We start from the raw sequence: 24,884 nt of genomic DNA, 5'->3' as shown, positions 1-24,884 counted from the left end.
AATTAATTTTGTTTTAGGTGATTGGTTAGATCAGAGATACTTTTAATGCTCAATTTTTGTGCCTGTCCCCTGCGCATCATTAAAGCATAACTATTATTGAAGCCAATAGGTTTTAGCCATTTCAAATTATACTTTTCACTAAATTCCTTCTGCACATAAGTGTACACAGCATTTTTATCTTTTGTCAGCCTGAATATCAACAACTTAGAAGGCTTAAGAAGCACTAAAAATCCTGTACCTGTATATTCCGGATAGAAATCTATTTGTTTATTGTTCAGGGCATCAAAACAAATTTTTGTACCGCCCAGACCTGTTTTAGTCTCCACGGTGAGGTTTGAACCGGACTCTATGAGCATTTTATACATTTGTGCCAGAATATACTGTTCTCCGAATACTTTAGAGCCAATCCGGATCACCCCGGATGGTCCGGACTTGTCAGACTGCAATAATTTTTTTGAAGTTAGAAAATCATGGGCCACTTTTTCAGGACTTTCATGCAATTTATCTACCCTGTAATTTAAACTGGTCATTTCCTGATCTGAAATCAGACCGGAAAGGCGGTTTAATATTCCTTCCAGCAAGGGGTATCTTTGCAAAATATCCTGACGGACCACCGGTGCAGCATAATAAGGTGGAAAAATAAATTTATCATCTATCAAAGTAACCAGGTCAAAAGCCTTTAACCGGCCATCTGTACTATAACCGTCAATCACATCGAGTTTACCTTCAAAAGCAGCCTTATATTTCATTGCATCACTGATTACTACCGTTTCCATATTAAGGCCGTATACTTTTTTTAAACCCAGATAGCCATCTTCCCTTCCCATAAATTCTGGCGTAAAGCCAGCCAGCATTCTTCCGCCAATTCTGGAAGGCAGCAAGTAAAAAGAACAAAGCAGCAGTATACAAAAAGGTAAAAATACGTAGACCAAACGGACCCTCTTTAAACTAAACTTTTGGGCCACAGAAAGCAAAACGTCTAAAAGAATTGCCAGTAATGCGGCCGGAATTGCCCCGGCAAGGATCATATTGGAATTGTTCAGGGCTATACCACCAAAAATAAACTCCCCTAATCCACCTGCTGCAATATAGGCTGCCAATGTGGCCACGCCAACGTTAATCACCGTAGCTGTCCGGATACCGGCCATCAATACCGGAAAGGCTAAGGGAAATTCTACCTTGGTTAAAATCTGCCACTTGCTCATGCCCATTCCTTTTGCGGCATCTTTAACCGCAGCATCAACCTCTGTAATACCTGTATAAGTATTACGCACAATGGGCAATAATGCATAAAGAAATAAAGCAATAATGGCCGGTTTAGGCCCTATGCCCAGAAAAGGGATCATGACCCCAAGTAAAGCAATGCTGGGAATGGTTTGCAGAATGCCTGCAAAACCCAGTACTAGTCCCGCAAATCGTTTTCTCCTTGAAATAAAAACCCCAAGGGGAACAGCAATCAGAATCGCCAGGATCAGCGAGATCAGGGTAAGTCCCAAATGAGTCCAGGTTTGCCTGATCAACTGACCCGACTGCTGCGCCATAAATTGCCAGACACTTACACCTTCCTGCATATCAGCTTTTATAATCGTTTAATAAATTCCTTAATGCTTCACTTCCCAGTTCATCCATCATGTTCCAGGCCGAACGGCCCCGAACCTTTAAAACTTTTAACTCCAGATGCAAATGCTGTTGTTTTAAAAATTCTTTTACAAAATCATTGGCGGGCTCAAACAGCAATTGCTCCGGGCTTCCCAGTTGCATGATCCGCCCCTTGTCCATCAGACAAATCCGGTCTCCCATTTCAAAAGCTTCCTGTATATCATGGGTCACCATAATAATGGTCTTTTTCTGCAACTCATCGAGCTCAAGGAATTCCTTACGGATCCCAATACGGGTAATGCTGTCCAGGGCGCCAAAAGGTTCATCCATTAGTAAAACCGGAGGATCGGCCATCAATGCCCTTGCAAGGCCAACCCGTTGCTGTTGTCCGCCGCTGAGTGCAGCGGGATGCTTTTTCAACAGGGAAAGATCCAACCCAAGCTTGCCAAAGAGTTCTTCCGTCCTGGCCTGTACCTGTTTGGTGTTCCATTTCAATAGTCTTGGAACAATTTCTACATTTTCTGCTACCGTATAATGCGGAAATAAACCATGGTTTTGAAGCACATAGCCTATTTTCCTTCTCAATGTTTCCGGCTCACCCTCACGAATGTCTTTACCATCCAGATAAACTGTCCCCTGATCGGGCTCAATCAGACGGTTAATCATTCTTAATGTGGTTGTTTTTCCACAGCCACTGGTACCCAACAGGATAAGGTTTTCTCCCCTGGCCACCTCAAAGCTTAACTGATGCACTGCAGGAATGCCATTATAGCTTTTACTTAATTTTTCTGCCTTAATCATCCAGGGTCATAAAAAGGTTGTTCAGGGATTCTGCATACAGGGGATGGGCAAAAATCATGTACCTGATTTCTTCATAGGTGATCTTTCCGGCCATCGCCATCTGCAACAGGCTCATGATTTCTCCGCCAATTTCACCGATCACCGTTGCCCCGAGAATTAATTTTGATTTTTTATCGACAATGGCTTTCATAAAACCTTTTGTTTCTCCGGTTTCAATGGCCCTGGCGACCTGCCGCATTGGAATTTTCGCCACCAGGTAATCCCGTCCCGCCGCTTTTGCTTCCATTTCATTCAGGCCCACTCTTCCCATTTGAGGATCCGTAAACATACAATAAGGAAGTACCCTTCCACTAATTTTTTCTTTTGCGTGGTGCAGCAGGTTATTCACCAGCACCACATGGTCATTATAGGAAATGTGTGTAAAAGCAGGCCCTCCCTTTACATCCCCAAGGGCATACACCTCTTTCACTGAAGTTTCCAGCCGGTCATTTACCTGTATAAACCCCCTCTGGTCACAAACAACATCTGTATTGGCCAGCCCCAGTTCGCTGGTTTGTGGTTTTCTTCCAGATGCAATCAATACATGGCTACAGGTATAATTCTCTGTTTTATCTTCAACCGAAGCGCTCACCCGGATCCGGTTTGTTCCATAATTTTCAAAACGGACAACCTTGGCCTTCACCTTCAGAATAATGCCCTCTTCCTGGAAAACCTTTGCCATCACCTCACAGGCATCCTCATCCTCCCTTGGCAGCAACCGCTCTCCTTGTTCCAGTATGGTTACTCTCGAACCAAACCTGCTGAACATCTGTCCAAATTCTAGTCCTATATAACCTCCTCCAACAATTAACAAATGTTCAGGTACTTCCTTCAACTCCAGGATACTGGTAGAAGTCAAAAAACGGATCTCTCCAATCCCTTTGATCTCCGGAATAAAGGGTTCCGCACCGGTATTGATAAAAATACGTTCTGCCGTCAGTTTTTCAAATAATCCATTGTCGGTCCTTACCCTAAGCTCATGATTGGCGGTAAATGTTGCTGCCCCATATATCAGTTTCAGATTTGGCACCTGCTCTATTCCTTTAACCGTTGCACTTCTGAACTGGGAAACGATGGCATCTTTACGCCGCATTACCTGGGTAAAATTGAGTTTAACTCCCCCAGTTTCTACACCAAGCTCCTTACGTCCGGCTGCCAGATGGGCCATTCGGGCTGAAGCCACCAATGCTTTTGTAGGGGTACAACCGTCATTAATACAGGTACCACCAACCAGGCGTTTTTCAATCAGGGCTGTTTTCCAACCTGCGGCAGCCAGTTTTTTTGCTAGAGGTACACCAGCCTGGCCGGCACCGATCACAACAGCGTCAAATGATTTCATAAGCCTATAACAAATTTAACATCCAAAAGGTGCTGCTTTTTTTTAGTTAATTTTCCCAGGCAAACTTTCCGGCCGCTTTTAAATCCCGAAAAATTGCATCTGCATGCAGGAGTTTATCGTGTTGATCCTGGTCTGACTGCACCACATAACAAGTCAACCCCGCAGCTTTTGCGGCATTCAAGCCATTTAACGTGTCTTCAAAAACGATACAATCCACTTTATCCACTCCAAGTTTTTCCACACAAAGGTTATAACCTTCGGGATCTGGTTTGGGCCGTTCTACGTCTGTACGGGTAATGATCACATCAAAGTAAGCGGCCATGCCGTTTTTCTTAAAGATCAGGTCTACCTCAAACCGGGGGCTTGCCGTGACCAGCCCCATTTTTAATCCCTCCTGTTTAAAAAAACGAAGCATTTCCATGGCAAAAGGCATCAGGTTTATGGTTTTATTTTCCAGACCGTTTACACTTGCCTGTTCTCTTTTATGGACCAGATCGGCTAATGAAATGTCCAGACCATAACGCTCCTTTATGTTCTTGCTGTTGGAGGGCAAAGGGAAACCAGCATAATTTTTCAGCCACTCAGGATAAGTCATAGAATGGGAAGATTCTTTTAAAATATCGTTCCAGCACTCAAAATGAAAATACTCAGAATCAATCAGTGTTCCGTCGAGGTCAAATAATACAGCTTTCAGTTTTTGCATCTTAAAAAATATGTATGTTCAAATAAATAATCATCGTTTTAAGGGTAAGGTAAAACAAAAAGTCGAACCTTCACCCTCCCGGCTGTTTACCCACAGACGTCCGCCCTCTCTTTTAATAATCTCAGCCGAAATGTATAGACCTAAGCCCAGCCCTGGAAAAGTATGTTGCATTTGTCCGCTTACCCGGTAAAACTGTTCAAAAACCTTTTGCAGTTTATCCTGAGGAATGCCAATTCCTTTATCTTCCACACAAACCAGAACTTCCTCCTCCCTGATTTCACTGGATACTTTAATTTCACTGTGGTTTGGAGAATATTTAATGGCATTGGAAATCAGATTGGTCATCACCTGCCCAATGCGCTCCCGATCAGCAGTAACAAAACCAACTTCACCGAGGTGTTCGATGATCCTGTGCTTTTCTGAAGTCCTTTGCAACTCTTCGATCACTGAGCGAAGCATCTCATCGAAATCAAAATGGGCAGAATTAAACTCAATCCTTCCTGAATTCATTTTAGTCACATCCAACAGGTCACCAATCAGGTTGGTGAGCCTGTTCAGCTGTGCATCCATCTTCCTCATCATCTCTGCTTCCTTCAGGTCGCCCTTTTTTTGCAGGATTTTCTGAAGCACCTGGGTATACGCTTTCAGACTGGTTACCGGTGTTTTTAATTCATGACTGGCAATTCCCAGAAAATCGTCCTTCTGACGCTGCAGGTCTTTTTGTTCCTCCAGGGCACTCTCTAGTTTTTTATTGATCTCGCGCAGTTCCTCTTCTGTATTTTTTTTATCGGTAATGTCCAGTAATGTTCCTATAATCCGTACAGGTTTCTTGACCTCGTTATAATAAACTTTACCCTCTGCCCTGACCCAATGTATAGATTCATCCGGCCAGATGACCCTCAGTTCGTAAAACAACTGACCGGTCTCTACCGCTTTTCTATGAGCCTCCACACGGATTTGCTGGTCCTGTGGATGGATAGCCGATACAAACTTTGCCCGGCCCACGTTGCGGTCAAAGCCAAAAATATAATTAAAACGGTCAGAGCTGGTCATTTGTCCGCTAAGCAGGTTCATGTCATAAGTACCCAGGTTCACCGCTTCTGCGGCCAGACGAACGCGTTCTTCCGCATCCTCCAGGGAAGACCTGGCCCTGGTCTCTTCGGTGATGTCCTGTAAAATACCATTAAATCGCGTGGCAATATTATCTTCATCAAAAAGGGCCTTTCCCCTGGCCAGCACGATTCTTTCTTTGCCTGTTAAAGGATGTATGATGCTGTAAATAACATTATAATTTCCACCTGAAGAAAACTGCAGGGCTTGTTGTATGGCCTCATTTATTCTTTGCCTGTCCCTGGCTGCAATGACATTTGTTGCAATGGCCAAATCAATTTCATCCTCATGACTAAGACCAAACCACTCTTTTAGCCGGCGGTTACCACTAAACTTAAAAGTTTTGGGATTAAGGTCCCAGGTGGCCAGTTCAGCTGCATTAATGGCAAATTCAAGTTCCAGTTTACTGTCATTTAAAGCCTTTAAAACTTTTTGATGATCAAAATCTGAAGGTGTAGTCGTGGCTTTGGTCATTAATAATTGTTTGTTTAATAATAATTAAAAATAAAATTTATTTGGCAACAATTCCTTTATCAGCAGGAGTTAATTTATAAGATGCCTTCAGTTCAACAAAGAACAGAATCTGATGTTTGTCATATTATAAAATGACAAACATCAATCTCCGAATCACTTTATTTTCTCATTTTTACGTATGCATTTACCTCAATATACCAGTGCTGAAGAAGCTGTCAAAAAAATAAGTTCAGGAAACCGCGTTTTTATACATGGAAGCGCCGCTACACCCTTACACCTGATCAAAGCCCTGCAGCAGAGACATCAGGAATTAAGAGGCGTTGAACTGATCAGCATCACCACACTTGGAGAAGTTGACTTTGGCCATCCGGACTATAAAAACAGTTTTTTCTTTAATTCCCTCTTTGTATCTGCCAATACCCGGAGCATTGTCAACAGTGCCGATGGCGATTATGTACCCGTTTTCCTGAGCCAGATCCCAAAATTGTTTAAAGAAGGTTTTCTCCCGATTGATGTGGCTATGATACAGGTTTCTGAACCGGATCTTCATGGATATGTGTCTTTGGGAACATCTGTGGATATTGCAAGGGCTGCTGTCGATACTGCCAAATATGTTATTGCTCAGGTGAATCCGAAAATGCCACGTACCCACGGAGATGGTTTTATCCACATCAATAAAATCAATGCAATGGTCTGGAAGGAAACAGAGCTACCGGAAGTGGATTATTCTGCTAAAATAACCCCGGCAATGGTCACTATTGGACAACACATCGCTGCACTGGTGGAAGATGGGGCAACTTTACAATTGGGAATCGGCGGCATCCCCGATCAGGTGCTTAAAAATCTAAGCAACCATAAAAACCTTGGCATACATACCGAAATGATGTCAGATGGTGTCATTCCTCTTATACAGAGCGGAGTGATCAACAACAGCCATAAAAAACTAAACCCGGGAAGGTCTATTACCGGTTTTATGATCGGTACCCGTAAACTCTATGACTTTGTGAATGACAACCCCAGTATTAGGGTAATGGATATTTCCTATGCCAACGACACCAGCATCATCCGTCAGAACCCAAAAGTAACCGCCATCAATTCAGCGATAGAACTAGACCTGACCGGTCAGGTTTGTGCCGATTCCATGGGAACCTATCAATATTCGGGTATCGGAGGGCAAATGGACTTTATCCATGGAGCCTCGTTGTCAGCCGGAGGAAAGCCCATCATTGCCTTGCCTTCAGTAACCTCTAAGGGGATTTCAAGGATTGTGCCTTTTTTAAAAGAAGGTGCCGGCGTGGTCACCACCCGAGGGCACGTGCACTGGGTGGTCACCGAATACGGAAAAGTGAACCTTTTTGGCTTAAACTTTAAACAAAGGGCGGCTGCCCTGATTGGCCTGGCACATCCCGGTCACCGGGAAGCCCTGGAAAAAGCTTACCGGGAACGTTTTATTTAACCTGGTCGAGCGGTCTTCTGTTCTGGCCGTCAGAGGCTTTGTACTGGCTTGGGGATTGTCCGGTAATAGATTTAAATTGTGTAGATAAATGTGCACTGCTGCTATAGCCCATTTTATAGGCAATTTCATTCAGGTTCAGTTCTCCGTAACCAATCAGTTCTTTTACCTTTTCAATCTTTTGCTGGATGATATACTTTTCAATGGTTAATCCCTCTGCATCCGAAAATAAACGGCTTAGATAGGTATATTCCTTATGTAAAGCATCAGCAATCAGGGTCAGTAAACTTTGGTTAATTTCGTTCAGGTCTGAATAATGGACCAGTTCAATCACTTTGGTTTTAATTTGCTCAACAAGCTGGTCTTTTTGTTTATCGATCAGCTCAAAACCAAGCACCTCCAAAGCAGAAGCAATGTCCTGCAGTTGCGCTTCGGTAGGCTCCGGTGAAAGTTCCACCTTACCAAGGGAAATTTCGGACACCTTAAAATGGAGGTTCTCCAGCTGTTGACGCACAATCAGGATGCACCTGTCACAAACCATATTTTTTACGTGTAATTGCATATCAGAGTGCTTCTGCTTTAAAACCTGCTTTATCCAGTGTACTGATCACCTGAGCAGGATCTGTTTCCCCGTTCACTGTCAATACTTTTTCCGGATTGTTTACATCTACTTCCCAGGCTTGGATACTTTCCATTTGGTTTAAAAAGGGGGTTACAGTGGCAATACAGCCTCCGCATTTGATATTTGTTTTAAATTTTAACGTTTTCATTTCTGGATATTTAAAGTTAATGTTATTTAATCAGAGTTTTGCAAATTTAAGTCTCAAACTGTTGCTCACCACAGATACAGAGCTCAATGCCATCGCAGCACCGGCAATCATCGGATTGAGCAAAAAACCATTAAAAGGATATAGGATTCCTGCAGCCAGAGGTATTCCGATCAGGTTGTAAATAAAAGCCCAAAACAAATTCTGTCTAATGGTCCTGACCGTGAAGCGGGACAATTTCAAAGCTTTTGGCAACAAGCGCAAATCTGAAGAGATCAGTGTAATTTTTGCTACATCAATGGCAATATCAGAACCTTTGCCCATGGCCACAGATACATCAGCTTGTGCAAGGGCATGGCTATCATTGATCCCGTCGCCCACCATTGCTACGATTTTACCCTGTTGCTGCAGATTTTTCACAAAGGCAGCTTTGTCCGAAGGAAGTACTTCTGCCTGATAGCCTGTAATACCCACCTGAGCAGCTACTGCAGCTGCGGTCTGTTCATTATCTCCGGTAAGCATATATACCTGTATTCCTTGTGACTGGAGCCCGGCAACCGCAGCCTTAGCCCCCTGTTTAATCTGATCTGCAATTGCCGCTACTGCATAAACCTCTTGAGCTCCGGCAAAATAGATAACCGTTTGTGCTTTTTCCTGTAACCCTTTTACGTACAAAGCCAAAGCTTCCGGTAAATCAAGATTCAGTTCAGAAAGGAGGCGGTGGCTGCCGGCATAATAAGTCTTTCCGTTAAAAACACCCTTTACCCCTTTTCCGGTCAAACTTTCAAAGGAGCTCAAGGTTAAGGCTCTTGCAGAGCCCGCTTTAAAATAAGACACAAGCGCCTCTGCCAAAGGGTGTTCCGACTGTTGTTCTAAACTAAACAATATTCCTTCCAGATCCGGATCTTTTGCCCCGGACCATTGCATGCCAGTTACTTGAGGTTTTCCTTCGGTCAGGGTACCGGTCTTGTCCAGAATCATCGCATTCACTCTGTGTCCGGTCTCCAATGCCTGGGCGTCTTTTATTAAAATTCCATTTTCCGCACCTTTACCAATGCCAACCATAATGGCAGTCGGTGTGGCCAGTCCCAATGCACATGGACAGGCGATAACCAGAACCGTTACCATGGCCATTAAACCATGTGTAAAACCAGACTGACCTCCAAAAATCAACCAGGCCCCCATGGTCAGTACAGCAATAAACATCACAATGGGCACGAAAATACCGGCAATTCTATCGACCAGTTTTTGTACGGGTGCTTTAGAACCCTGAGCTTCCTGTACGAGCTTAATGATCTGGGCCAGCATGGTTTGCTCGCCCACCTTTTCTGCTTTAAACCTGAAACTTCCTTTTTGATTAATGGTCCCGGCAAACACCTTTTTACCGGCTTCCTTCCAAACTGCTACAGGTTCACCGGTAATCATTGATTCGTCGACATAAGAACTTCCACCATCGACCAGCCCATCTACAGGTATCTTTTCTCCCGGGCGTACCATTAAGCGATCTGAAACCTTGACCTGCGAAACCGGAATTACAATTTCACCCTCATCGGTGACCAAATGAACGGTTTTAGGCTGCAGTCCGATCAGTTTTTTTATCGCAGCAGAGGTATTGGACTTTGCATTCTCTTCCAGCAATTTACCGAGCATAATAAACACAATCACTACTGCCGCAGCTTCAAAGTAAACGTGCGGGTGTAAACCTCTGGAATGCCAGAATTCAGGATAAAATGTATTAAAGACACTAAATATATAGGCAATACCGGTACTCAGAGCCACCAGCGTATCCATATTGGCCATCCCATGTTTGGCCTGTTTCCAGGCATTGGCAAAAAAGTTTCTTCCAAACAGGAAAAGTACCGGGGTGCTGCACACCAGCATGATGTAATTGGCATAAGGGATATCCATTAAAAACATCCCGATCACCACAACCGGCAGGGTCAGCAAAGCGGCAAAAATAGTCCTTCTTTTTAAGGACCTGTAATTTTCAGTTTGCACCTGTTCCTGTTTTTCTTTACCGCCCTCGGTATCTATAATCAGGTCATAGCCTACCGACTGTAAGGCTTTTTGAAAAGCTTCAGGAGCAGTCAGCGCAGGATCAAAATCGACTTTCACACTTTGGGTTGCATAATTCACTTCTGCTTGATGTACGCCTGACTGAGCAGCGATCATAGACTGAACACTAATGGCACATCCTGCACAGGTCATTCCCAATACGGGAAGCGAAATGGTTTGTATCGGCTCTTTTTCAGTCATTGTTTTAAATTTATACGCAAAGATACCCCCTTTTGTGCCCCTCAGATTTACATCATTCTGTGATATTCTTTCATAATTTTTTTGGACCAGGTTTAGCCCGTTCGTTTTGAACTAAATCTGCGATAAAGTCTGCGGAAAATGAATCTGATATTTATACAGTTTTTATCCGTGATGGCTCCGGTTTTAATATAAAAAATCTGGAGCCATCACGGATTCATACCGGATTCATACCGGACTCATCTGCTTGTTCGTCCAACAAAGCAATCCCTTCTCTTTTCTGTTTTTGATAAAAAAAGACCTGTTTTTGGAAGAATTTTTCAGATCAGAAAAATTTTAAGATGACCAGTAAAGCTCCTGCTGAAATGAACAGCCACAAGGCCAAACCTTGTATGAGTGGTCTTGGTCCAACCGACTTAAGTACAGAAAAAGATAGGCCACTACCAATAAGAAATAAGGTTAACATTAATCCCTTTTTGGAAACTTCCAGCACATAGGGCGCCCAGGCATGAAATGCCTGGATATACGTATTGGCCAGCATAGCCAGTATAAAAAAGCCTATAAAATAAGGGATCTGGATTTTTGCTTTGGGACTTTTAAAAATCAGGGCTGTACCAAAAGCGACTGGAATGATCCATAATGCCCGGGCCAGCTTTACTGTCGTGGCAATCTGAAGTGCCTGTTCTCCGTACTTACTGGCCGCCCCAACAACAGAACTGGTGTCATGAATGGCAATGGCGCACCACATTCCAAATTGTCCCTGAGACAAATGGAAATACTGTCCGATCAATGGAAAAATAAACAACGCTGCGGAATTGAGGATAAACACAGTACCAAGGGCCACTGATATCTGCTTTTCATTTGCCTTCATTACCGGAGAAAGCGCGGCAATAGCACTCCCGCCACATATGGCAGTACCTGCAGAGATCAGAAACGAAGTCTTTGAATTGATCTTTAAAACCTTCCGGATCAGGTAGCCCAGGCTCAAAACCGTCATAATAGAAACTATGGTAAAAACAAGCCCGTCCATTCCGGCCTTTGCCGCGCTGAAGATATTCATTCCAAAGCCAAGACCGACAACAGAAACTTTTAGTAAAATTTGAGTGGCTTTTTGGTTCCAGGCCGGAAATGGATGAACAAAAAGCTGCGCCATTAAAATGCCCAGTAATAAGGCAACAGGAGGCGACATCCAAGACATCAGGGAAAAAATTGCGCCTGCAACAAAAAGGATTTTAGCGGTTAGGGGACTTATAGAATACTTCATCATGTGTTTTATTTGATGAAGCAAAATTAGCCTCTCCTACCGGACAGGGTATATTCCTATTGTTGATGCACCATTACTTTAAGTTATGGAATTGTCGAACGTAACGCATAAAAACCTCTGCCAGTCCATCTGCTTTCCCTTTCAGGTGCACCAGATAAAAATTTCTTTCTATTGACAAACCTTTTACATCTATAATTCTCAAAACGCCAGTCTGCAACTCTTTTAACAGAGAATGAACAGAGACAAAAGCAAGGGTACCCGAATGCACCAGATAAGATTTAATGCCTTCTGTACCACCAAGTTCTATCTCAACCTGCAAATCTGACAATTTAAGATCAATGGCCTTTAAAGCGTGCGCAATAACTTCAAGTGTTCCTGAACCAGACTCCCTTTGCACGAATTTATAGTCCTTCAACTGCGCGGCTTCCAGTTCCCCGCTTTTGGCCAGAGGATGGTTTTTCGCACAGACCAGGACAATTTCATCTTTCATAAACTCGGTATACTGAATTTCGGGATTGCGGCTCCTGCCCTCTACAATCCCAAGTTCAATTTCTTTATCCAGCAGGTATTTTTCAATCTGCCCGGTATTCCCGCTAAGTAACTTGAGCCTGATGCCGCTGAACTTTTTCCGGAAACCGGCCAGCATAGGCGGAATGATGTACTGGGCAAGAGTGGTACTTGCACCCAGACGTAAATCGCCTTCTTTTTTGTGAATCAAGGCATTCATTTCAAAATCAATATCCCTGTATATGGAAAAAAGAGTTTCTGTATGTTCCAATAAAAGCTGTCCCGGGACAGTCAGCTGTATTTTATTGCCTTTTCTTTCAAACAGTTTATTCCCATAACGTTCTTCCAACTCTTTAATGTGTTTTGTAACTGCCGGCTGTGTAATAAATAAAGCTTCAGCCGCCTTAGTAAAGCTCAGGCGTCTGGCAACGGTATAAAATACTTCTAATCTGAAATCCGACATAAGTCAATGGGTTTATCTGACCATAAAAGTACGCTTTTAAAAAAAAGAACAACTGGCATAGGGGTAAAACTTTATTTGGTTGTCACACTTCAAAATTACAGAAATGAAAGCTTTACTTTACAAAAACAACCATTTATCAAACCTGCTGAAGTCTTTTTCCATCTTCAGTGTATTGTTTTTTTTGTTGAACCCAGGTCACCTCTACGCACAAAGCCACAAGCGCAGCAGAATACATATAGGACTGGTTTACCCGCTAAGCAGTAATGGCAGCAATGCGGCCCGGGACACCAATGATCTTTCCCTGAACCTGATTGCCGGTGTCTCTGCAGCTGAGCGCGGACCGGCCATCGCAGGTGTGAGCAATATAATTCACCACGATGCCACTAGCGTCACTATAGCCGGTTTTTCCAATCATTTGGGAGGCAATGCCTCTGGTGCATTAATTTCTGGTGTACTCAACACCTATAAAGGTGGCTCAGGTGCAGCCGTTGCCGGATTGGGAAATATTGCGGGCGGTTCTGTTTCAGGGATTCAGGTTGGAGGCATTGTCAATACCGCAAAAAATGTCAATGGCGTACAAATTGCCGGTGGCCTGAATAAAGCAGATAGTGTATCTTCTTTGCAGGTTGCTGGATTTATGAACCTGGCAGGCAATACCAAAGGCTCACAGATTGCCGGTTTTTTAAACATTGCCAAAAAAGTCAAAGGTGTACAGATTGCCGGTTTCCTGAATGTGGCCGATAGTTCAGATTATCCCATCGGCATTATTAACCTGGTTAAAAATGGGGAAAAAAGCCTTGGGGTAACGCTGGACGAAAACATGACCACTTTACTGACCTTCAGATCAGGCGGAAAGGTTTTGTATGGTATTATCGGTGCAGGATACAATTTCAGGAACACAGATGCAGTATATGCAATTGAGGCCGGACTGGGTGCCCATACTTTTCAGTCCGGAAACTTCCGCTTAAATCTGGAGCTGGCAGGGACAACCCTCACCAAATTCAAACGTGGCGATTTTTGGAAAACTTCCCTACGGGTCCTTCCAGCATATAAAATTGGTTCCAGACTGGAAATATTCGGTGGCCCATCCATCAATTACTCCACGACCAACACGGCTGAAGGCCGGGACCTGGTGAAGCATTATATTTCCAAATGGGACGGCAAAAATAGTGGCAACCAGATGGGTTTTTATGTCGGCTATATGGCTGGGGTACAGGTCCATTTTTAATTTAAAACCACTTAAAAACACCATAATGAGAACCACGCTGACTTTTATTTTCATTGGAAACTTTTTTCTTTCCTGTTCCAAAGGCAGGCTCCCTTCTGGCCTTCACCAGTCGCATTTCAGGAGTATGGAAACAGAGACATTTCATCCCGTTTTTATCAATTATGGTGTTCCTTTAATGGTTTACTTTAAGGGAACAGAACCCACTTTTAACAACCAGTTATCGGCCATACAATTACCTCAAAGTCATTCAAGTCCGTTAATCAAATTTTAATACTGTATACGATGTTATTTGGAGCAGAAAAAATCCCCTTCACAGATCTGGCACTTCTGGAAAAAAGCAGTCCCAATCTGATCATCTACACCCTACCTGCTGTTGTTTTGTTTACCCTGCTGGAGTGCATTTACTCCTATTTTGGGGAACAAGAGCATTATGAAAAAAAAGAAACCCTTGCCGCCGTATTGATTGGCATTGGTAACCTGCTGGTTGGCTTGTTTATGAAAGCACTGCTGCTTTATTCAGTATTATGGCTATATAATATTGCGCCCTGGAGAATGGCCTTAAACTGGTGGACGCTGTTCCCTTGCTTTATCGTTTATGATTTTTGCAGCTACTGGTCACACCGGATTTCACATTTCAACCGCCTTTTCTGGGCCTCTCATGTGGTACACCATTCTGCAGAACATTATAACCTCACTGTTTCTTTCAGACAGAGCTGGCTTCAACACATCAAAAGTATTTTTTTTATCCCTGCAGCATTAATGGGTTTCCATCCTGTTATATTCTTTGTGGCCTACCAGCTGAGTACCTTATACCAGTTCTGGGTACACAGCGGAACGATTGGAAAACTGCATCCCTTTATCGAAAAACATTTTGGTACACCTTCTAACCATAGGGTACACCATGGCAGTCAGGAGAAATACCTGGATAAAAATTTTGGGGCAGCTTTTATGGCCTGGGATCACTTATTTGGGACTTTCCAATATGAGGAAGAACAACCTGTATACGGGTTGACTACCCCAATAACTGAAAAGATCAATCCCTTTGTACTTAATTTTCATGAATTTGCAAACATTTTAAAGGACATCCGAAAAAGCAGTTCATTCAAAGAAGCCTGGTTTTACACCTTTGCCAGCCCCGACAAAGTATACAAAAGAAAACAGACGGTTTTAAATCAAATAAAACCAGCGGGCCTTGGAACAGAACAGCACACAACAGCGGCAGAGCAGTTGATCAGAATAGCAGGTGCCATACTAATGATCCTCTTCTTTTTTCATTATGCTGCCCAGGCCCAGAACGTAGATGAAACGATATTGCCTACCCCCCAAAAAACAGAAAATATGTTGTTTTACCTACAAAGGGACCCGGATATCAATACCATTATCTATGAACTCAACTTTAATCCCGATGGTTCCATTTGCAGTAGAGAGCCCGTAAAAGCCACCTGGATCAGGTATACAGAAAACGGAAAGCACCAGCCGCTGACCAATATTGAAAAAAGATATGCTTATGGTATCCGCAGTAAGGACCTGGGCAATGATGAATATGAAATCCGGCTTGCTGCTTACAAAAAACTGCCTTTGTATTTAAAAAAGGCAGAGCCAGAAAACAAGTACAGGATTTTCATCAAGGATGAGGGAAAATACTATCGTTTGAAAAGGGTTTTTGTGCGGGTAAACGGTGGTTCCTTCTGGTTTCCAAAAATCCGTTACATTGACTTGATTGCCATCAATATGGGCACAGGAAAAGAAGTCCTGCAAAGGATCAATATATAGATAAAATATAAAACCAACTCATACCGAGATAAGTTGAGGGTAGTTTTGGTAAAATAAATTAACACATTGTGAGGCAAGCAGAATTCTGATATATTTGAAGAACATTTAGACCCTGTGGAACAATCCCGAAGCGCAAATCAGAACACGCCTTACCTTTATGATGATCATGCTTTTGAACAACTGTTCAAATTGCATTATAAAGCCCTGCACATTTATGTAAATACGATGCTCAGGGACGATGAAATGGCAGAAGAAATAGTACAGAACATGTTTATGAGATTTTGGGAAAAAAGGGAGCTGCTCAATATAGACAGTTCGGTTAAAGCTTACCTGTATAAATGTGTACATAACGACACGCTAAATTACCTTAAACATCAAAAGGTAAAGGCCCGTTATCAGGACCATGCAGCCTATACCATGCAGCACAGCGAGGCCGCTTCACATAAAGTAGAATTAAATGAATTAGAACATAAGCTGCATGAGGCCATGAAAGATTTACCCGAACAATGCCGCGCTATTTTCCAGATGAGCAGGTTTGAAGAGCTAAAATACAGGGAAATTGCAGAACATCTGGGCCTTTCTATCAAAACAGTAGAAAACCAGATGGGAAAGGCACTTCGGATTTTACGTTTGAAACTGGTTGATTTTTTGGCCCTTATTTTATTAGGTATCATGTTTTACAAGGATTTTTTGAAATAGGATGAGCAGGACAGATGAACTTTTAATTAAGTTTCTATTAAAGGAAACAAGTACGGAAGAAGAAACGGAAGTACAGCGGTGGATAGCAGAAAGTCCGGCCAATGAAGCCTATTATAACGATTTTAAAAAAATATGGGACAGCAGTAAAAAACTCGAACCACAGGTGCAGCTTGATGAGCAGGCTGCCTGGCAAAGGTTCAGGGCACGTACATCTGCTGTTGAAAAAAAGGAGGCCCTTGTTGTGCCCCTGAAAAAGCAAAACTACAGCTGGCTTAAAATTGCAGCGGTATTGCTGCTGGCAGCAGGTGCCTGGGCTGCTTATACCTTGTTTAACCAATCTTCTTATATCGACATTAAAGCAGGTGAACAGGTGCTGGTTAAAACCCTACCCGATGGCTCTGTACTCACGCTGAATAAAAATACAGACATGAGTTTTGCAAGCAATTTTACCCAGCACCGCAGCATTCATCTTAAAAAAGGGGATGTTTTCTTTAAGGTCACTCCAAACAAAGAAAAGCCTTTTGTGATCAATATAGATCAGGTGAGTGTCCGTGTAGTTGGAACTTCCTTTAACATCAAACACCTCAACAAACAAACAGAGGTTATTGTAGAAACGGGTATTGTAAAAGTTAGCCGGGGCATTGAATCGGTAGAACTGCACAGGGGTGAAAAAGTGTTGATCCAGGATGGAACGGGTACGCTGACCATAGAAAAAAACAATGATCAGCTGTACCAATACTACCGTAGTAAGGTTTTTGTATTGAATGGAACCCCGGTATCCAGAATTGTAGAAGTACTCAATGAGGCTTATGCTTCCAATATTGTGGTCAGCAATCCGCAGATTGGCCACCTTACCCTGACCACCACTTTTAAAGAAGATTCTCTGGACCACATCCTGCAAGTTATTTGTCTGAGCCTGGGTTTAAAAACCAGCAAAGACGAGGGAAAAATTATACTGTCTAACCAGAAAAAATGAACCGGAAATTAATCGTCATCCTGTTACTATCTTTATACAGCTCTATATCCTACGGACAGCAGTCTTCTTCAGTACCTCACTTATCCAAAAGGGTATCGGTGAGGGCCAAGCAGGAAAAAATAAGTGATGTCCTTGGCCAGATCAGTACAGCAGGGAACTTCTATTTTTCCTACCAGGGCACTTTATTCAAACCTGACAGCCTGATTAACCTTTACGCACAAGATGTTAGCGTAAGGGATGTTTTGGACCGTTTGTTTAAAGGTAAAATAGATTACCGGGAAAACGGACAATATGTGATCCTGAGGTCTTCTTCCCTACACCTGACCATAGAACCCGATAACATCACCACGGCCGAACATCTCTACCTCATTAGTGGCTACGTTCTGGACACCAGAACAGGCTCTAAAGTGAAGCAGGCCAGTGTGTATGAGAAAAAATTACTCCAATCGGCCCTGACTGATGAAGACGGTTATTTTAAACTCCGGTTTAAAGGCGATTATAATGAGGTGGTGCTGACTGCCAGTAAAGAGGGTTACCGGGATACTTCCCTTGTTTTTCTATCTAACATTACCATTAAGCCCGAAGGTTATACAGATCCAGAGGGGGATGCCGGGGGCCGTAAAGGAAAAGGCGGTGGGGCCGGAAATTTAATTGAGAGCCTGGGCATTGGCAGGTTCCTGGTCTCTTCCAAACAACGGATCCAGAGTATGAATATTCCGGATTTCTTTGCAAACAGCCCTTTTCAGGCTTCCATAACCCCGGGGTTAAGTTCTCATGGAATGATGAGCTCACAGGTGATCAATAAAGGCTCCCTGAACCTGTTAGGTGGCTATACGGCTGGGCTGGATGGTTTTGAAGCCGCAGGTTTATTCAATATGAGCAAAGGTAATGTACGTTATTTTCAGATGGCGGGGCTTTTTAACCTCGTCGGGGGTTCTACGGAGGGCTTTCAGGCTGCTGGTCTGATGAATTCAGTATATGTCAACAGTAAGGGGGTACAGCTGGCGGGCCTGTTCAATGATGTACGGGGAGAAAGCAATGCCTTTCAGGCAGGAGGCTTGTTTAACCATGTACGTAAAAATGCAAGAGGGGTTCAGATGAGTGCTTTAATGAATATTGTCCATAAAGACATGAATGGTTTTCAGGCTGCTGGCTTGTTAAATACCGTTTCCCGGGAAATGAGGGGTGTTCAATTGTCGGCCCTGATCAATTATGCCAAAAAATTAAGTGGTGTACAGATCGGCCTGATTAATATTGCAGACCATTCAGATGGTTACAGTATTGGTCTGATCAACCTGGTTAAAGATGGTTACCATAAGATCAGCCTCTCTTCTAATGAGGTGATGAATTCCAATGTAGCGATTAAACTGGGTAATGCTAAATTGTATTCAATTCTAATGGGCGGAAAAAACTTTTCAGATACCGCAAAAGTAGAGGCTTACGGATTTGGACTTGGACATGATTTTCTTTTTGGAAAACGCTTCTCCATGTCTACAGAAGTTTCCGCACAGTCTGTTCTTTTGAAAAACGGAGATTATGACAACTTGCTTGGAAAGTTTCAGGTCAATCTGCAGTTTCAGATTTTTAAAGGCCTGACCATTTTTGGCGGGCCAGCCTATTCCGTGTATTATTCCAATGCCCCAGCCGGATCAAGCGGGACAGGATACAAGCAACAGGTTGCCCCCTCCTGGTCCCATTCCATCAGCGACAGGACAAGAGGCTGGCTGGGCTGGAATGCCGGTATCACTATTTTTTAATTTTTTGCAGGGATAAATCCTGAAAATAAGGTTTGAAATGTTTGGAAAGACTTGCATCTGCCAAAAACAGCTCCGGATGGAACAGACAGGCCAGTACCTGGATACCTTTCACCAGTGTTCCTATACTTGGCTGGGTAAAAAGATCAAAATCTGCCAGATATACCGCTTTATTTTTGACGGCTTCGAGTTCCTCCCATCCAGGTTTAGAAGTCAGCAAATGCATTTCTTCCATGCTCCTTCCTGTGTCAAAACCGCAGGGTGCAATCACCAGAACTTCCGGGTTATATTTTTGGATTTTTTCCCATTTGTTTACAATGGAATCGCCACCCGGATTGGAAAGCATGTCTACTCCCCCCGCTGCAGCAATCTGATAAGGAATCCAGTGCCCGCAATTGTAAATCGGTTCTATCCATTCCATCAGCATGACCCTTTTTAAAGGAGCTCCCGCTGCCCGGAGCCGGTCCAGAATCTCATCCATTGTATTTCTTAAACGGGCAAGGTAATTGAAAGCGATTTCTTCTTTGCCCAGGGCCCTTGCAATGGTGATGGCACAATCAAAAACATCCTGCAGGTTGTCCGGACTCAACTGAATGAGTTCCGGTTGTTTGCTCAGGTGCTGTACTGAAGCTAAAGTACAGGCTGTATCAATCAGGCAGACCTCGCAGGTATCCTGGGTAAAGATGATATCGGGCCCAATTTCTTCCAGCAGGTCCTGGTCCACCCAGTACAGACTTTTCCCTTGCGCTTTGGAAGCCGAGAATATCCGGTCAATTTCTATACTGGAATAGTTTTTCCCTTCCAGTACACAACGTACAATTTTTGGAAGCTCCGCAGCTTCTGCAGGACATTCAAAGGTTACCCCATATAAATGCTCCTGTAAGCCCATATCATAGATCATTTTAGTTGCAGCAGGAAGGAAGGAGACAATTTTCATGACTTTATATTTAGTAAAAATTTCAAGCTAAAATAAACAGCCCCTTTTACAATTTTGCAAAAGGGGCTGTTTCTCTTATTTAAAACGTTATGAATGTTGCAATGTTGTTTTACTGAAATTCAAGGCCGGGAATTTGGTTTTCGCATATTCAAAACCACCAAACATCAGCAAACCGTAAACCAGGTTACTCACCAGCAGGTTTCTTTCAAAAGGAACCGCAGCAACCAGGGCCTGCAGATAACCTGCAAAAGTTTTAGGATATAAAGAACCTGTCATCAGCACTGCTCCTATATCTGATACCAGCCAGTGGATCAAGACAGTCACCACAGAAGCTGCCAATACGCTGATCAGGCTTACTTTTTTAATATAAGTGCCCACAAAGACCATCAGTATAAAGCTCAGGTATACCCAAAAAGCACCATCATAAAAAAGCACCAGTTTATGAAAATAGCTGTAATTTACAACCACATCACTTACTAAAAGTGTAATTAAAGGCACAGCATAAGCCTTCAGTTTATCTGAAAAATAGGCACCACCAAACATGGCCATGGCCCCTATCGGGGTAAAATTAGACCAGGAACTGAAACTGCCCAGGTTTAAGAACCGGGTAGCAGCTGCTGCAATAATAATCAGTGCCAGTATTGAATTTCTGATGTTAATTTTTTCCATTGACATACCAGGGGTTTTATATTTTGATCGGTAAAATTAATCAATTCTTAATGAATATTAAAACTTAAACCTGCATTCATGTTAAAACCCATACTGTTGTAGCCATAAAACTCCGTATATTTTTCGTTTAGGATGTTTTTCAGGTCAGCAAAAATTTTCAGTCTGTTGTTCAGTAATGAATACTCCGCATAGGCATCCAGTAGTTTATAAGATTTCAGATCTACAATTTTGTAAGCATCAAAATCGCCATCCTCACGTTTGCCATTGTATTTATAATTAACGCTTAAAAATAGTGCTTTGGTTGCCTGTACACCAGCATTGACAGAAAAAATGTTTTTAGGCCTGCGCAGCAGATAATCAGAAACCTGGTTGGTAATGAAGTTAAATTCGGTTCCTTCTACATAAGCATAATACCCTCTGAAGGTAAATATTCCTGCTTTTACAGCCGGTTCTATTTCAAAACCCTTTGCTTTTTGGTTGGCCTGGTTGATGTACCCCACTGTTCCGTAAACAATGGCATTGGTTAAATCTCTTTTAAAACCAGCAGCCCTGAGGGAATATTTATTGTCGGCAAAACTCAGGTTAAAACCTGCTTCATAGTTTTTAGATTTTTCAGGCGTGAGGTTTAAATTTGCACCATATTGCCCAAACAAGTTTTCCAAGGTTGGAGCTTTAAAGGCTGTAGAATAAGTTCCGAACAATTTCAGTTCTTTAATCACATTAATGGAAGGCGTAATGTTATAGGTGTAATTTTCGCCATACTGTCTGTGTTTGTTGTAGCGGCCGCCAACTTCAAGATTAAATACACTTAAATCGTGCATAAAAAGTGAGGCATAGGTACTGAAAAGATTGGTGGAAGGCTGAGTACTTGCATTCACATTAAATTTGGTTGCCCTGTTGTCTAAGCCCACCAAAAGATCCAGTTTAGAACCCAGTTTTTGATTGTAAAATAAATCTACAAACTGCATAATTCCTTGGGAGTAACTTTTGCCATAAGTTCCTTTTGAATCAATCTGGGAATTTTCATAGCTGTAATTGAAATTGATTTTTCCGCTGCCAAATTCATATTTGGTGTTGAACCCACCGTTAAAATGCTTCAGCCTGAAATTATTGTCCGGGCTGTCCTGAAATGCACCTGCATCAAAATCATAATGTCCGTAGAAATAACGGAGAAAAGGGCTAATGCTAAAGTTTTTACTCGCCTGCAGAGAAAAATTTGCATTAACGGCCCCATTTTTATTGCCATCCTTATCAAAAACAGCTGAACTGCCCACTGGTGTAGCGGCTTCAGAGATTCCATCTGTTTTAATTTGGGTATAGGCTATGTTGTAAGAGAAATTATCTACGTGACTGCTGATTCCAATGGTCCCTTTATAGGTTTTGTAGCTGCCATAACTGGCCACACCATACACACTGTTTCCTGCTTTAATTCCTTTTTTGGTAATGATGTTGATCACACCGGCAACTGCGTCTGATCCATAAATGGTCGACTGTCCGCCTTTTAAAATTTCAATATGATCGATCTGGTCGATAGAAAACATACGAAGGTCAAAAGAAGAGCCACTGCCTGCAGGGTTGCTCACCAAAATACCATCAATCAGCACCACTGCATAAGCACTGGCCGCCCCTCTTACAAAAAGGCTTTTGTTTAAGCCTGCATTTCCTGTTGCTCCGCCCACCACAATACCGGCCTGCTCATTCAGCAGTTCTGTAAGGTTCTTGCCATGACTGCGCTCCAGCACATCACTTCCGATAATGGTAACCACTTTACCGGTCTGATATTGTTTCTGATCATTTTTAGTCGTGCTGATCACAACAGAGTCCAGTTTTATCGCTTCCTGCGCTGCTGCACGACCGGCTGAGGCGAGTTGCAGGATTGTAAATCCCGATGTAAATAATAAGTAGTTTTTAAGTCTCATACGCTATTTTGTTTACTTGTTTAAAAAAGAGCTTTGCCTTTTTCAGGAGGCAAAGCTGTACATAATTTATTAGATTTAGTTTGAAAAAACCAGTAATGCCGGAAAGTGAAAACCGTCATAGTCTACCGTTTTCTTTAATTCACCGGAAATGGCATCATAAAAGTATAAATGGTTGATGGCAAAATTTTGTCCAAATCCGTCCTGTACAGAAGTGATCACTACCTGACCAAGTTTAGCATCAAAACCTATTCCCTTTCCGTAAAAGATTTGTCTGGCAGGAAGGCTCGCAAATGGTTTGTCCAAAGAGCCCGGGTTTCCGGCAATATATTTATAGACATCGGTTCCACCGGCAAAAGAACCCGTTTTAAGGACATAAACTGCATTTTCTTTTGTAGAAGCCACCAAAGAGCTGGAATGCCACGCCCCCCAGATCGAATTAGATGTAAAACCTAAGGCCACGCTGTCTGTACTCAGGTCAACCGGATTTGTACTGTACAGAAATTTATCATTGGTATACCATATTCTTCCATTTGGTGTCTGTGCAAAACCCATTCTTACATTTTTAATTTTTTTAACCAGGGAAAAATCATCTGCGTTATAAATGACTGCACCGTCCGTAGCCGAATGCGTATAAATGTATTGTCCGGCTCTGAACATATCTCCAACCTGACCTGCCGAGGCTGCCAGTTTGATGTTTGCTGTCATTGTTTTTAAGTCTAAAACATACACGCCATTGTTGCTGCTCAACAAAGCGGTACGGGCATCGAGGCCTAAAAATGCACGCCAGTCATTTCCGGCTTTTGCTGCCATTCGGCCAGTTTCTTTAAAAGTTTTTGCATCCAGGACAACTACCGGTCCACCCACCTTGCTGACCAGATAAATTTTACCATTAAACAGCGCTGCATATTGCAAGGTAGAGGTTGCCGGATTCAGGTTACCAGCAGGGTTCTCCTTCTTATAAATGCTGTCCGCAAGTTTTCCGCTGTTATAATCATAGAATTTCACTTCACCGGTACCATGTCCGTACCAACCCTCGTTTACAATAAAAAAACCATTTTCATATTTTCCGGCCTGCTTTACATCTTCTATTGGACTGGAATCTTTTTTACAGGAAGCAAAACTTAAGGCCAGTAGGGCAATCAGAAAATAGTTTTTAAAGTTGAATTGTTTCATTTATTTGTCTGTGTTTATTTATTTTTTCTTTGTGTACAATCTGATGTCAACTGCGCCTGCAATTTCTGTCGAAACTTCACCCAGGTAACGTGAACGAGGGTTATTTGTATCCGGATCATAAGGATTTCCATTACAATTCTGACCTGTATAAACCTTTACAAAATCTATTTGATCAAGTTTAACCGTCTTCCCATTTTGATCAACCGCCCAGTCCAGATCAAAGGTATTATAGCCCCTGCCCAACTGGTCCTGTAACCTTACATATTCTGCTGAGCCGTTGTCCGAATATCCAAAACTGAAGGGTTTATTGGTAATAATACCTCCTTCTACAAGCGTGTTTTTTAATAATGTCCCTTCAAAGGAAATAGTACTGGAAGTAATCCATGATGGATAATAGGTCTGTGCATGGAATTGATTTCTCAATACATAACCTGTCTTTCCCTGATTGTCTGACCATTTAATATCATCTGTTGGACCCGCTGGTTTGAAATAGGTAATCTTATATTTTTTTATAGTTTCCACGCTACTGTATTCACTTCCTGCCAGCTCATACCATTCTCCATCATCTGGCAAACCATTCCCATTTTTGTCCTGCATCACGCAAACAATTCCTGGCTCTGACCATTCCATTCCAACACCGATCAATGGATTACCAAAAATCCCCAGGTCATGACCACCTTCATTTTTTATCGGGTGATCAAAACCAAAAATAATGTAGCCTCCGTATGCCCCCAAGGAAAGCAGATTATCCCCTGCATTTCCGATTAAACTATTAGCAGTTTCTCTGGTCCCAAAACCACCATTGGTAAACTGTCCCGGCGCTGGAAAATATTCAAAGACTTTACTGATATAAGGGCTACTTTTCCCTGGATCTACAGGTGGATCTACAATAGGATCATTATTGCTTTTGCTACATGCGGCCATTGCTGCAATAAGCACCAGTCCGGAGAGTTTTTTCCAATAGGTTTTCATGGTCTGTTTTTT

At 42.6% G+C, this 24,884-nt stretch carries 22 protein-coding genes; 7 read left to right on the top strand and 15 right to left on the bottom strand.

Annotation, left to right across the window (positions count from 1 at the left end):
• Positions 1 to 2: 2 nt before the first annotated feature.
• From B0O44_RS01625 to B0O44_RS01605, 5 genes are read right to left on the bottom strand one after another with little or no spacing between them, the layout of a single operon-like run.
• Positions 3 to 1,571 carry an ABC transporter permease/substrate-binding protein gene (locus B0O44_RS01625; protein WP_110826955.1) on the bottom strand — a complete coding sequence of 523 codons (1,569 nt, stop codon included), beginning with the start codon at positions 1,569 to 1,571 and terminating at the stop codon, positions 3 to 5.
• 1 nt (position 1,572) lies between these two features.
• Positions 1,573 to 2,400: an ABC transporter ATP-binding protein gene (locus tag B0O44_RS01620; RefSeq protein ID WP_110826954.1), complete on the bottom strand. Its 828-nt coding sequence runs from the start codon at positions 2,398 to 2,400 to the stop codon at positions 1,573 to 1,575.
• Positions 2,393 to 3,778 (bottom strand): mercuric reductase, encoded by a 1,386-nt coding sequence (locus tag B0O44_RS01615; protein ID WP_110826953.1) that lies wholly within the window; start codon positions 3,776 to 3,778, stop codon positions 2,393 to 2,395. The genes B0O44_RS01620 and B0O44_RS01615 overlap by 8 nt, the downstream gene beginning before the upstream one ends.
• A 46-nt stretch (positions 3,779 to 3,824) precedes the next feature.
• Positions 3,825 to 4,481 (bottom strand): HAD family hydrolase, encoded by a 657-nt coding sequence (locus B0O44_RS01610; protein ID WP_110826952.1) that lies wholly within the window; start codon positions 4,479 to 4,481, stop codon positions 3,825 to 3,827.
• A 30-nt stretch (positions 4,482 to 4,511) separates the two neighbouring features.
• Positions 4,512 to 6,065 carry a sensor histidine kinase gene (locus tag B0O44_RS01605; RefSeq protein ID WP_110826951.1) on the bottom strand — a complete coding sequence of 518 codons (1,554 nt, stop codon included), beginning with the start codon at positions 6,063 to 6,065 and terminating at the stop codon, positions 4,512 to 4,514.
• A gap of 178 nt (positions 6,066 to 6,243) precedes the next feature.
• On the opposite strand from B0O44_RS01605, the gene B0O44_RS01600 reads away from it, so the two are divergent.
• A complete protein-coding gene (locus tag B0O44_RS01600) occupies positions 6,244 to 7,521 on the top strand; it encodes an acetyl-CoA hydrolase/transferase family protein (RefSeq protein ID WP_110826950.1) in 1,278 nt (425 codons plus the stop codon).
• On the opposite strand, the gene B0O44_RS01595 is transcribed toward B0O44_RS01600, so the two are convergent.
• The 5 genes from B0O44_RS01595 to B0O44_RS01575 all read right to left on the bottom strand — a co-directional run bounded on the left by B0O44_RS01595 (position 7,514) and on the right by B0O44_RS01575 (position 12,772).
• Positions 7,514 to 8,080, bottom strand: coding sequence for an AraC family transcriptional regulator (locus B0O44_RS01595; protein WP_110826949.1), 567 nt, complete (start codon positions 8,078 to 8,080; stop codon positions 7,514 to 7,516). The genes B0O44_RS01600 and B0O44_RS01595 overlap by 8 nt on opposite strands.
• Position 8,081: 1 nt before the next feature.
• Positions 8,082 to 8,288: a heavy-metal-associated domain-containing protein gene (locus B0O44_RS01590; protein ID WP_110826948.1), complete on the bottom strand. Its 207-nt coding sequence runs from the start codon at positions 8,286 to 8,288 to the stop codon at positions 8,082 to 8,084.
• 30 nt (positions 8,289 to 8,318) lie between these two features.
• Entirely contained in the window at positions 8,319 to 10,541 is a 2,223-nt protein-coding gene (locus B0O44_RS01585) for a heavy metal translocating P-type ATPase (protein ID WP_110826947.1), read from the bottom strand.
• Positions 10,542 to 10,863: 322 nt separating this feature from the next.
• Complete coding sequence (locus B0O44_RS01580) at positions 10,864 to 11,805, bottom strand: YeiH family protein (RefSeq protein WP_110826946.1); 942 nt, start codon at positions 11,803 to 11,805, stop codon at positions 10,864 to 10,866.
• 70 nt (positions 11,806 to 11,875) lie between these two features.
• A complete protein-coding gene (locus tag B0O44_RS01575; protein WP_110826945.1) occupies positions 11,876 to 12,772 on the bottom strand; it encodes a LysR family transcriptional regulator in 897 nt (298 codons plus the stop codon).
• A gap of 103 nt (positions 12,773 to 12,875) precedes the next feature.
• On the opposite strand from B0O44_RS01575, the gene B0O44_RS01570 reads away from it, so the two are divergent.
• From B0O44_RS01570 to B0O44_RS01545, 6 genes are all read left to right on the top strand, one after another.
• A complete protein-coding gene (locus B0O44_RS01570; RefSeq protein ID WP_110826944.1) occupies positions 12,876 to 14,000 on the top strand; it encodes a hypothetical protein in 1,125 nt (374 codons plus the stop codon).
• A gap of 25 nt (positions 14,001 to 14,025) precedes the next feature.
• A complete protein-coding gene (locus B0O44_RS01565) occupies positions 14,026 to 14,271 on the top strand; it encodes a hypothetical protein (RefSeq protein ID WP_110826943.1) in 246 nt (81 codons plus the stop codon).
• Positions 14,272 to 14,282: 11 nt separating this feature from the next.
• Positions 14,283 to 15,773: a DUF4833 domain-containing protein gene (locus tag B0O44_RS25055; protein WP_110826942.1), complete on the top strand. Its 1,491-nt coding sequence runs from the start codon at positions 14,283 to 14,285 to the stop codon at positions 15,771 to 15,773.
• A 114-nt stretch (positions 15,774 to 15,887) separates the two neighbouring features.
• Complete coding sequence (locus B0O44_RS01555; protein WP_110826941.1) at positions 15,888 to 16,472, top strand: RNA polymerase sigma-70 factor; 585 nt, start codon at positions 15,888 to 15,890, stop codon at positions 16,470 to 16,472.
• 1 nt (position 16,473) lies between these two features.
• A complete protein-coding gene (locus B0O44_RS01550; RefSeq protein ID WP_110826940.1) occupies positions 16,474 to 17,448 on the top strand; it encodes a FecR family protein in 975 nt (324 codons plus the stop codon).
• Positions 17,445 to 19,205 carry a carboxypeptidase-like regulatory domain-containing protein gene (locus B0O44_RS01545; RefSeq protein WP_110826939.1) on the top strand — a complete coding sequence of 587 codons (1,761 nt, stop codon included), beginning with the start codon at positions 17,445 to 17,447 and terminating at the stop codon, positions 19,203 to 19,205. Before B0O44_RS01550 ends, B0O44_RS01545 begins: the two co-directional genes overlap by 4 nt.
• Here B0O44_RS01545 and B0O44_RS01540 read toward each other — a convergent pair.
• The 5 genes from B0O44_RS01540 to B0O44_RS01520 form a co-directional block, all read right to left on the bottom strand.
• Positions 19,195 to 20,139, bottom strand: a complete 945-nt coding sequence (locus tag B0O44_RS01540) for an ABC transporter substrate-binding protein (protein WP_110826938.1) — start codon at positions 20,137 to 20,139, stop codon at positions 19,195 to 19,197. The genes B0O44_RS01545 and B0O44_RS01540 overlap by 11 nt on opposite strands.
• Positions 20,140 to 20,226: 87 nt before the next feature.
• A complete protein-coding gene (locus B0O44_RS01535; RefSeq protein WP_245943511.1) occupies positions 20,227 to 20,808 on the bottom strand; it encodes a DUF6580 family putative transport protein in 582 nt (193 codons plus the stop codon).
• 47 nt (positions 20,809 to 20,855) lie between these two features.
• The gene (locus tag B0O44_RS01530) at positions 20,856 to 22,727 is read right to left on the bottom strand and encodes a TonB-dependent receptor plug domain-containing protein (RefSeq protein ID WP_110826936.1); all 1,872 of its coding nucleotides are present in this window, start codon (positions 22,725 to 22,727) and stop codon (positions 20,856 to 20,858) included.
• 75 nt (positions 22,728 to 22,802) lie between these two features.
• Positions 22,803 to 23,900 (bottom strand): DUF5074 domain-containing protein, encoded by a 1,098-nt coding sequence (locus tag B0O44_RS01525; RefSeq protein ID WP_110826935.1) that lies wholly within the window; start codon positions 23,898 to 23,900, stop codon positions 22,803 to 22,805.
• Positions 23,901 to 23,918: 18 nt separating this feature from the next.
• Entirely contained in the window at positions 23,919 to 24,872 is a 954-nt protein-coding gene (locus B0O44_RS01520) for a PKD domain-containing protein (protein ID WP_110826934.1), read from the bottom strand.
• Positions 24,873 to 24,884 lie beyond the last annotated feature (12 nt).

Origin of the sequence: Pedobacter nutrimenti (genome assembly GCF_003208655.1) — a bacterium.
Lineage (GTDB): Bacteria > Bacteroidota > Bacteroidia > Sphingobacteriales > Sphingobacteriaceae > Pedobacter > Pedobacter nutrimenti.
The sequence above is the reverse complement of the archived record's forward strand: the minus strand, read 5'-3'. Positions and strand labels throughout refer to the sequence as shown.

What these genes read in the sequence shown, in the direction of transcription:
- B0O44_RS01540 (WP_110826938.1), bottom strand. Translation starts at nt 20,139, where the DNA reads ATGAAAATTGTCTCCTTCCTTCCTGCTGCAACTAAAATGATCTATGAT.
- B0O44_RS01525 (WP_110826935.1), bottom strand. Translation starts at nt 23,900, where the DNA reads ATGAAACAATTCAACTTTAAAAACTATTTTCTGATTGCCCTACTGGCC.
- B0O44_RS01570 (WP_110826944.1), top strand. Translation starts at nt 12,876, where the DNA reads ATGAAAGCTTTACTTTACAAAAACAACCATTTATCAAACCTGCTGAAG.
- B0O44_RS01550 (WP_110826940.1), top strand. Translation starts at nt 16,474, where the DNA reads ATGAGCAGGACAGATGAACTTTTAATTAAGTTTCTATTAAAGGAAACA.
- B0O44_RS01605 (WP_110826951.1), bottom strand. Translation starts at nt 6,065, where the DNA reads ATGACCAAAGCCACGACTACACCTTCAGATTTTGATCATCAAAAAGTT.
- B0O44_RS01585 (WP_110826947.1), bottom strand. Translation starts at nt 10,541, where the DNA reads ATGACTGAAAAAGAGCCGATACAAACCATTTCGCTTCCCGTATTGGGA.
- B0O44_RS01610 (WP_110826952.1), bottom strand. Translation starts at nt 4,481, where the DNA reads ATGCAAAAACTGAAAGCTGTATTATTTGACCTCGACGGAACACTGATT.
- B0O44_RS01535 (WP_245943511.1), bottom strand. Translation starts at nt 20,808, where the DNA reads ATGGAAAAAATTAACATCAGAAATTCAATACTGGCACTGATTATTATT.
- B0O44_RS01565 (WP_110826943.1), top strand. Translation starts at nt 14,026, where the DNA reads ATGAGAACCACGCTGACTTTTATTTTCATTGGAAACTTTTTTCTTTCC.
- B0O44_RS25055 (WP_110826942.1), top strand. Translation starts at nt 14,283, where the DNA reads ATGTTATTTGGAGCAGAAAAAATCCCCTTCACAGATCTGGCACTTCTG.
- B0O44_RS01625 (WP_110826955.1), bottom strand. Translation starts at nt 1,571, where the DNA reads ATGCAGGAAGGTGTAAGTGTCTGGCAATTTATGGCGCAGCAGTCGGGT.
- B0O44_RS01615 (WP_110826953.1), bottom strand. Translation starts at nt 3,778, where the DNA reads ATGAAATCATTTGACGCTGTTGTGATCGGTGCCGGCCAGGCTGGTGTA.
- B0O44_RS01520 (WP_110826934.1), bottom strand. Translation starts at nt 24,872, where the DNA reads ATGAAAACCTATTGGAAAAAACTCTCCGGACTGGTGCTTATTGCAGCA.
- B0O44_RS01590 (WP_110826948.1), bottom strand. Translation starts at nt 8,288, where the DNA reads ATGAAAACGTTAAAATTTAAAACAAATATCAAATGCGGAGGCTGTATT.
- B0O44_RS01620 (WP_110826954.1), bottom strand. Translation starts at nt 2,400, where the DNA reads ATGATTAAGGCAGAAAAATTAAGTAAAAGCTATAATGGCATTCCTGCA.
- B0O44_RS01545 (WP_110826939.1), top strand. Translation starts at nt 17,445, where the DNA reads ATGAACCGGAAATTAATCGTCATCCTGTTACTATCTTTATACAGCTCT.
- B0O44_RS01600 (WP_110826950.1), top strand. Translation starts at nt 6,244, where the DNA reads ATGCATTTACCTCAATATACCAGTGCTGAAGAAGCTGTCAAAAAAATA.
- B0O44_RS01580 (WP_110826946.1), bottom strand. Translation starts at nt 11,805, where the DNA reads ATGATGAAGTATTCTATAAGTCCCCTAACCGCTAAAATCCTTTTTGTT.
- B0O44_RS01530 (WP_110826936.1), bottom strand. Translation starts at nt 22,727, where the DNA reads ATGAGACTTAAAAACTACTTATTATTTACATCGGGATTTACAATCCTG.
- B0O44_RS01595 (WP_110826949.1), bottom strand. Translation starts at nt 8,080, where the DNA reads ATGCAATTACACGTAAAAAATATGGTTTGTGACAGGTGCATCCTGATT.
- B0O44_RS01575 (WP_110826945.1), bottom strand. Translation starts at nt 12,772, where the DNA reads ATGTCGGATTTCAGATTAGAAGTATTTTATACCGTTGCCAGACGCCTG.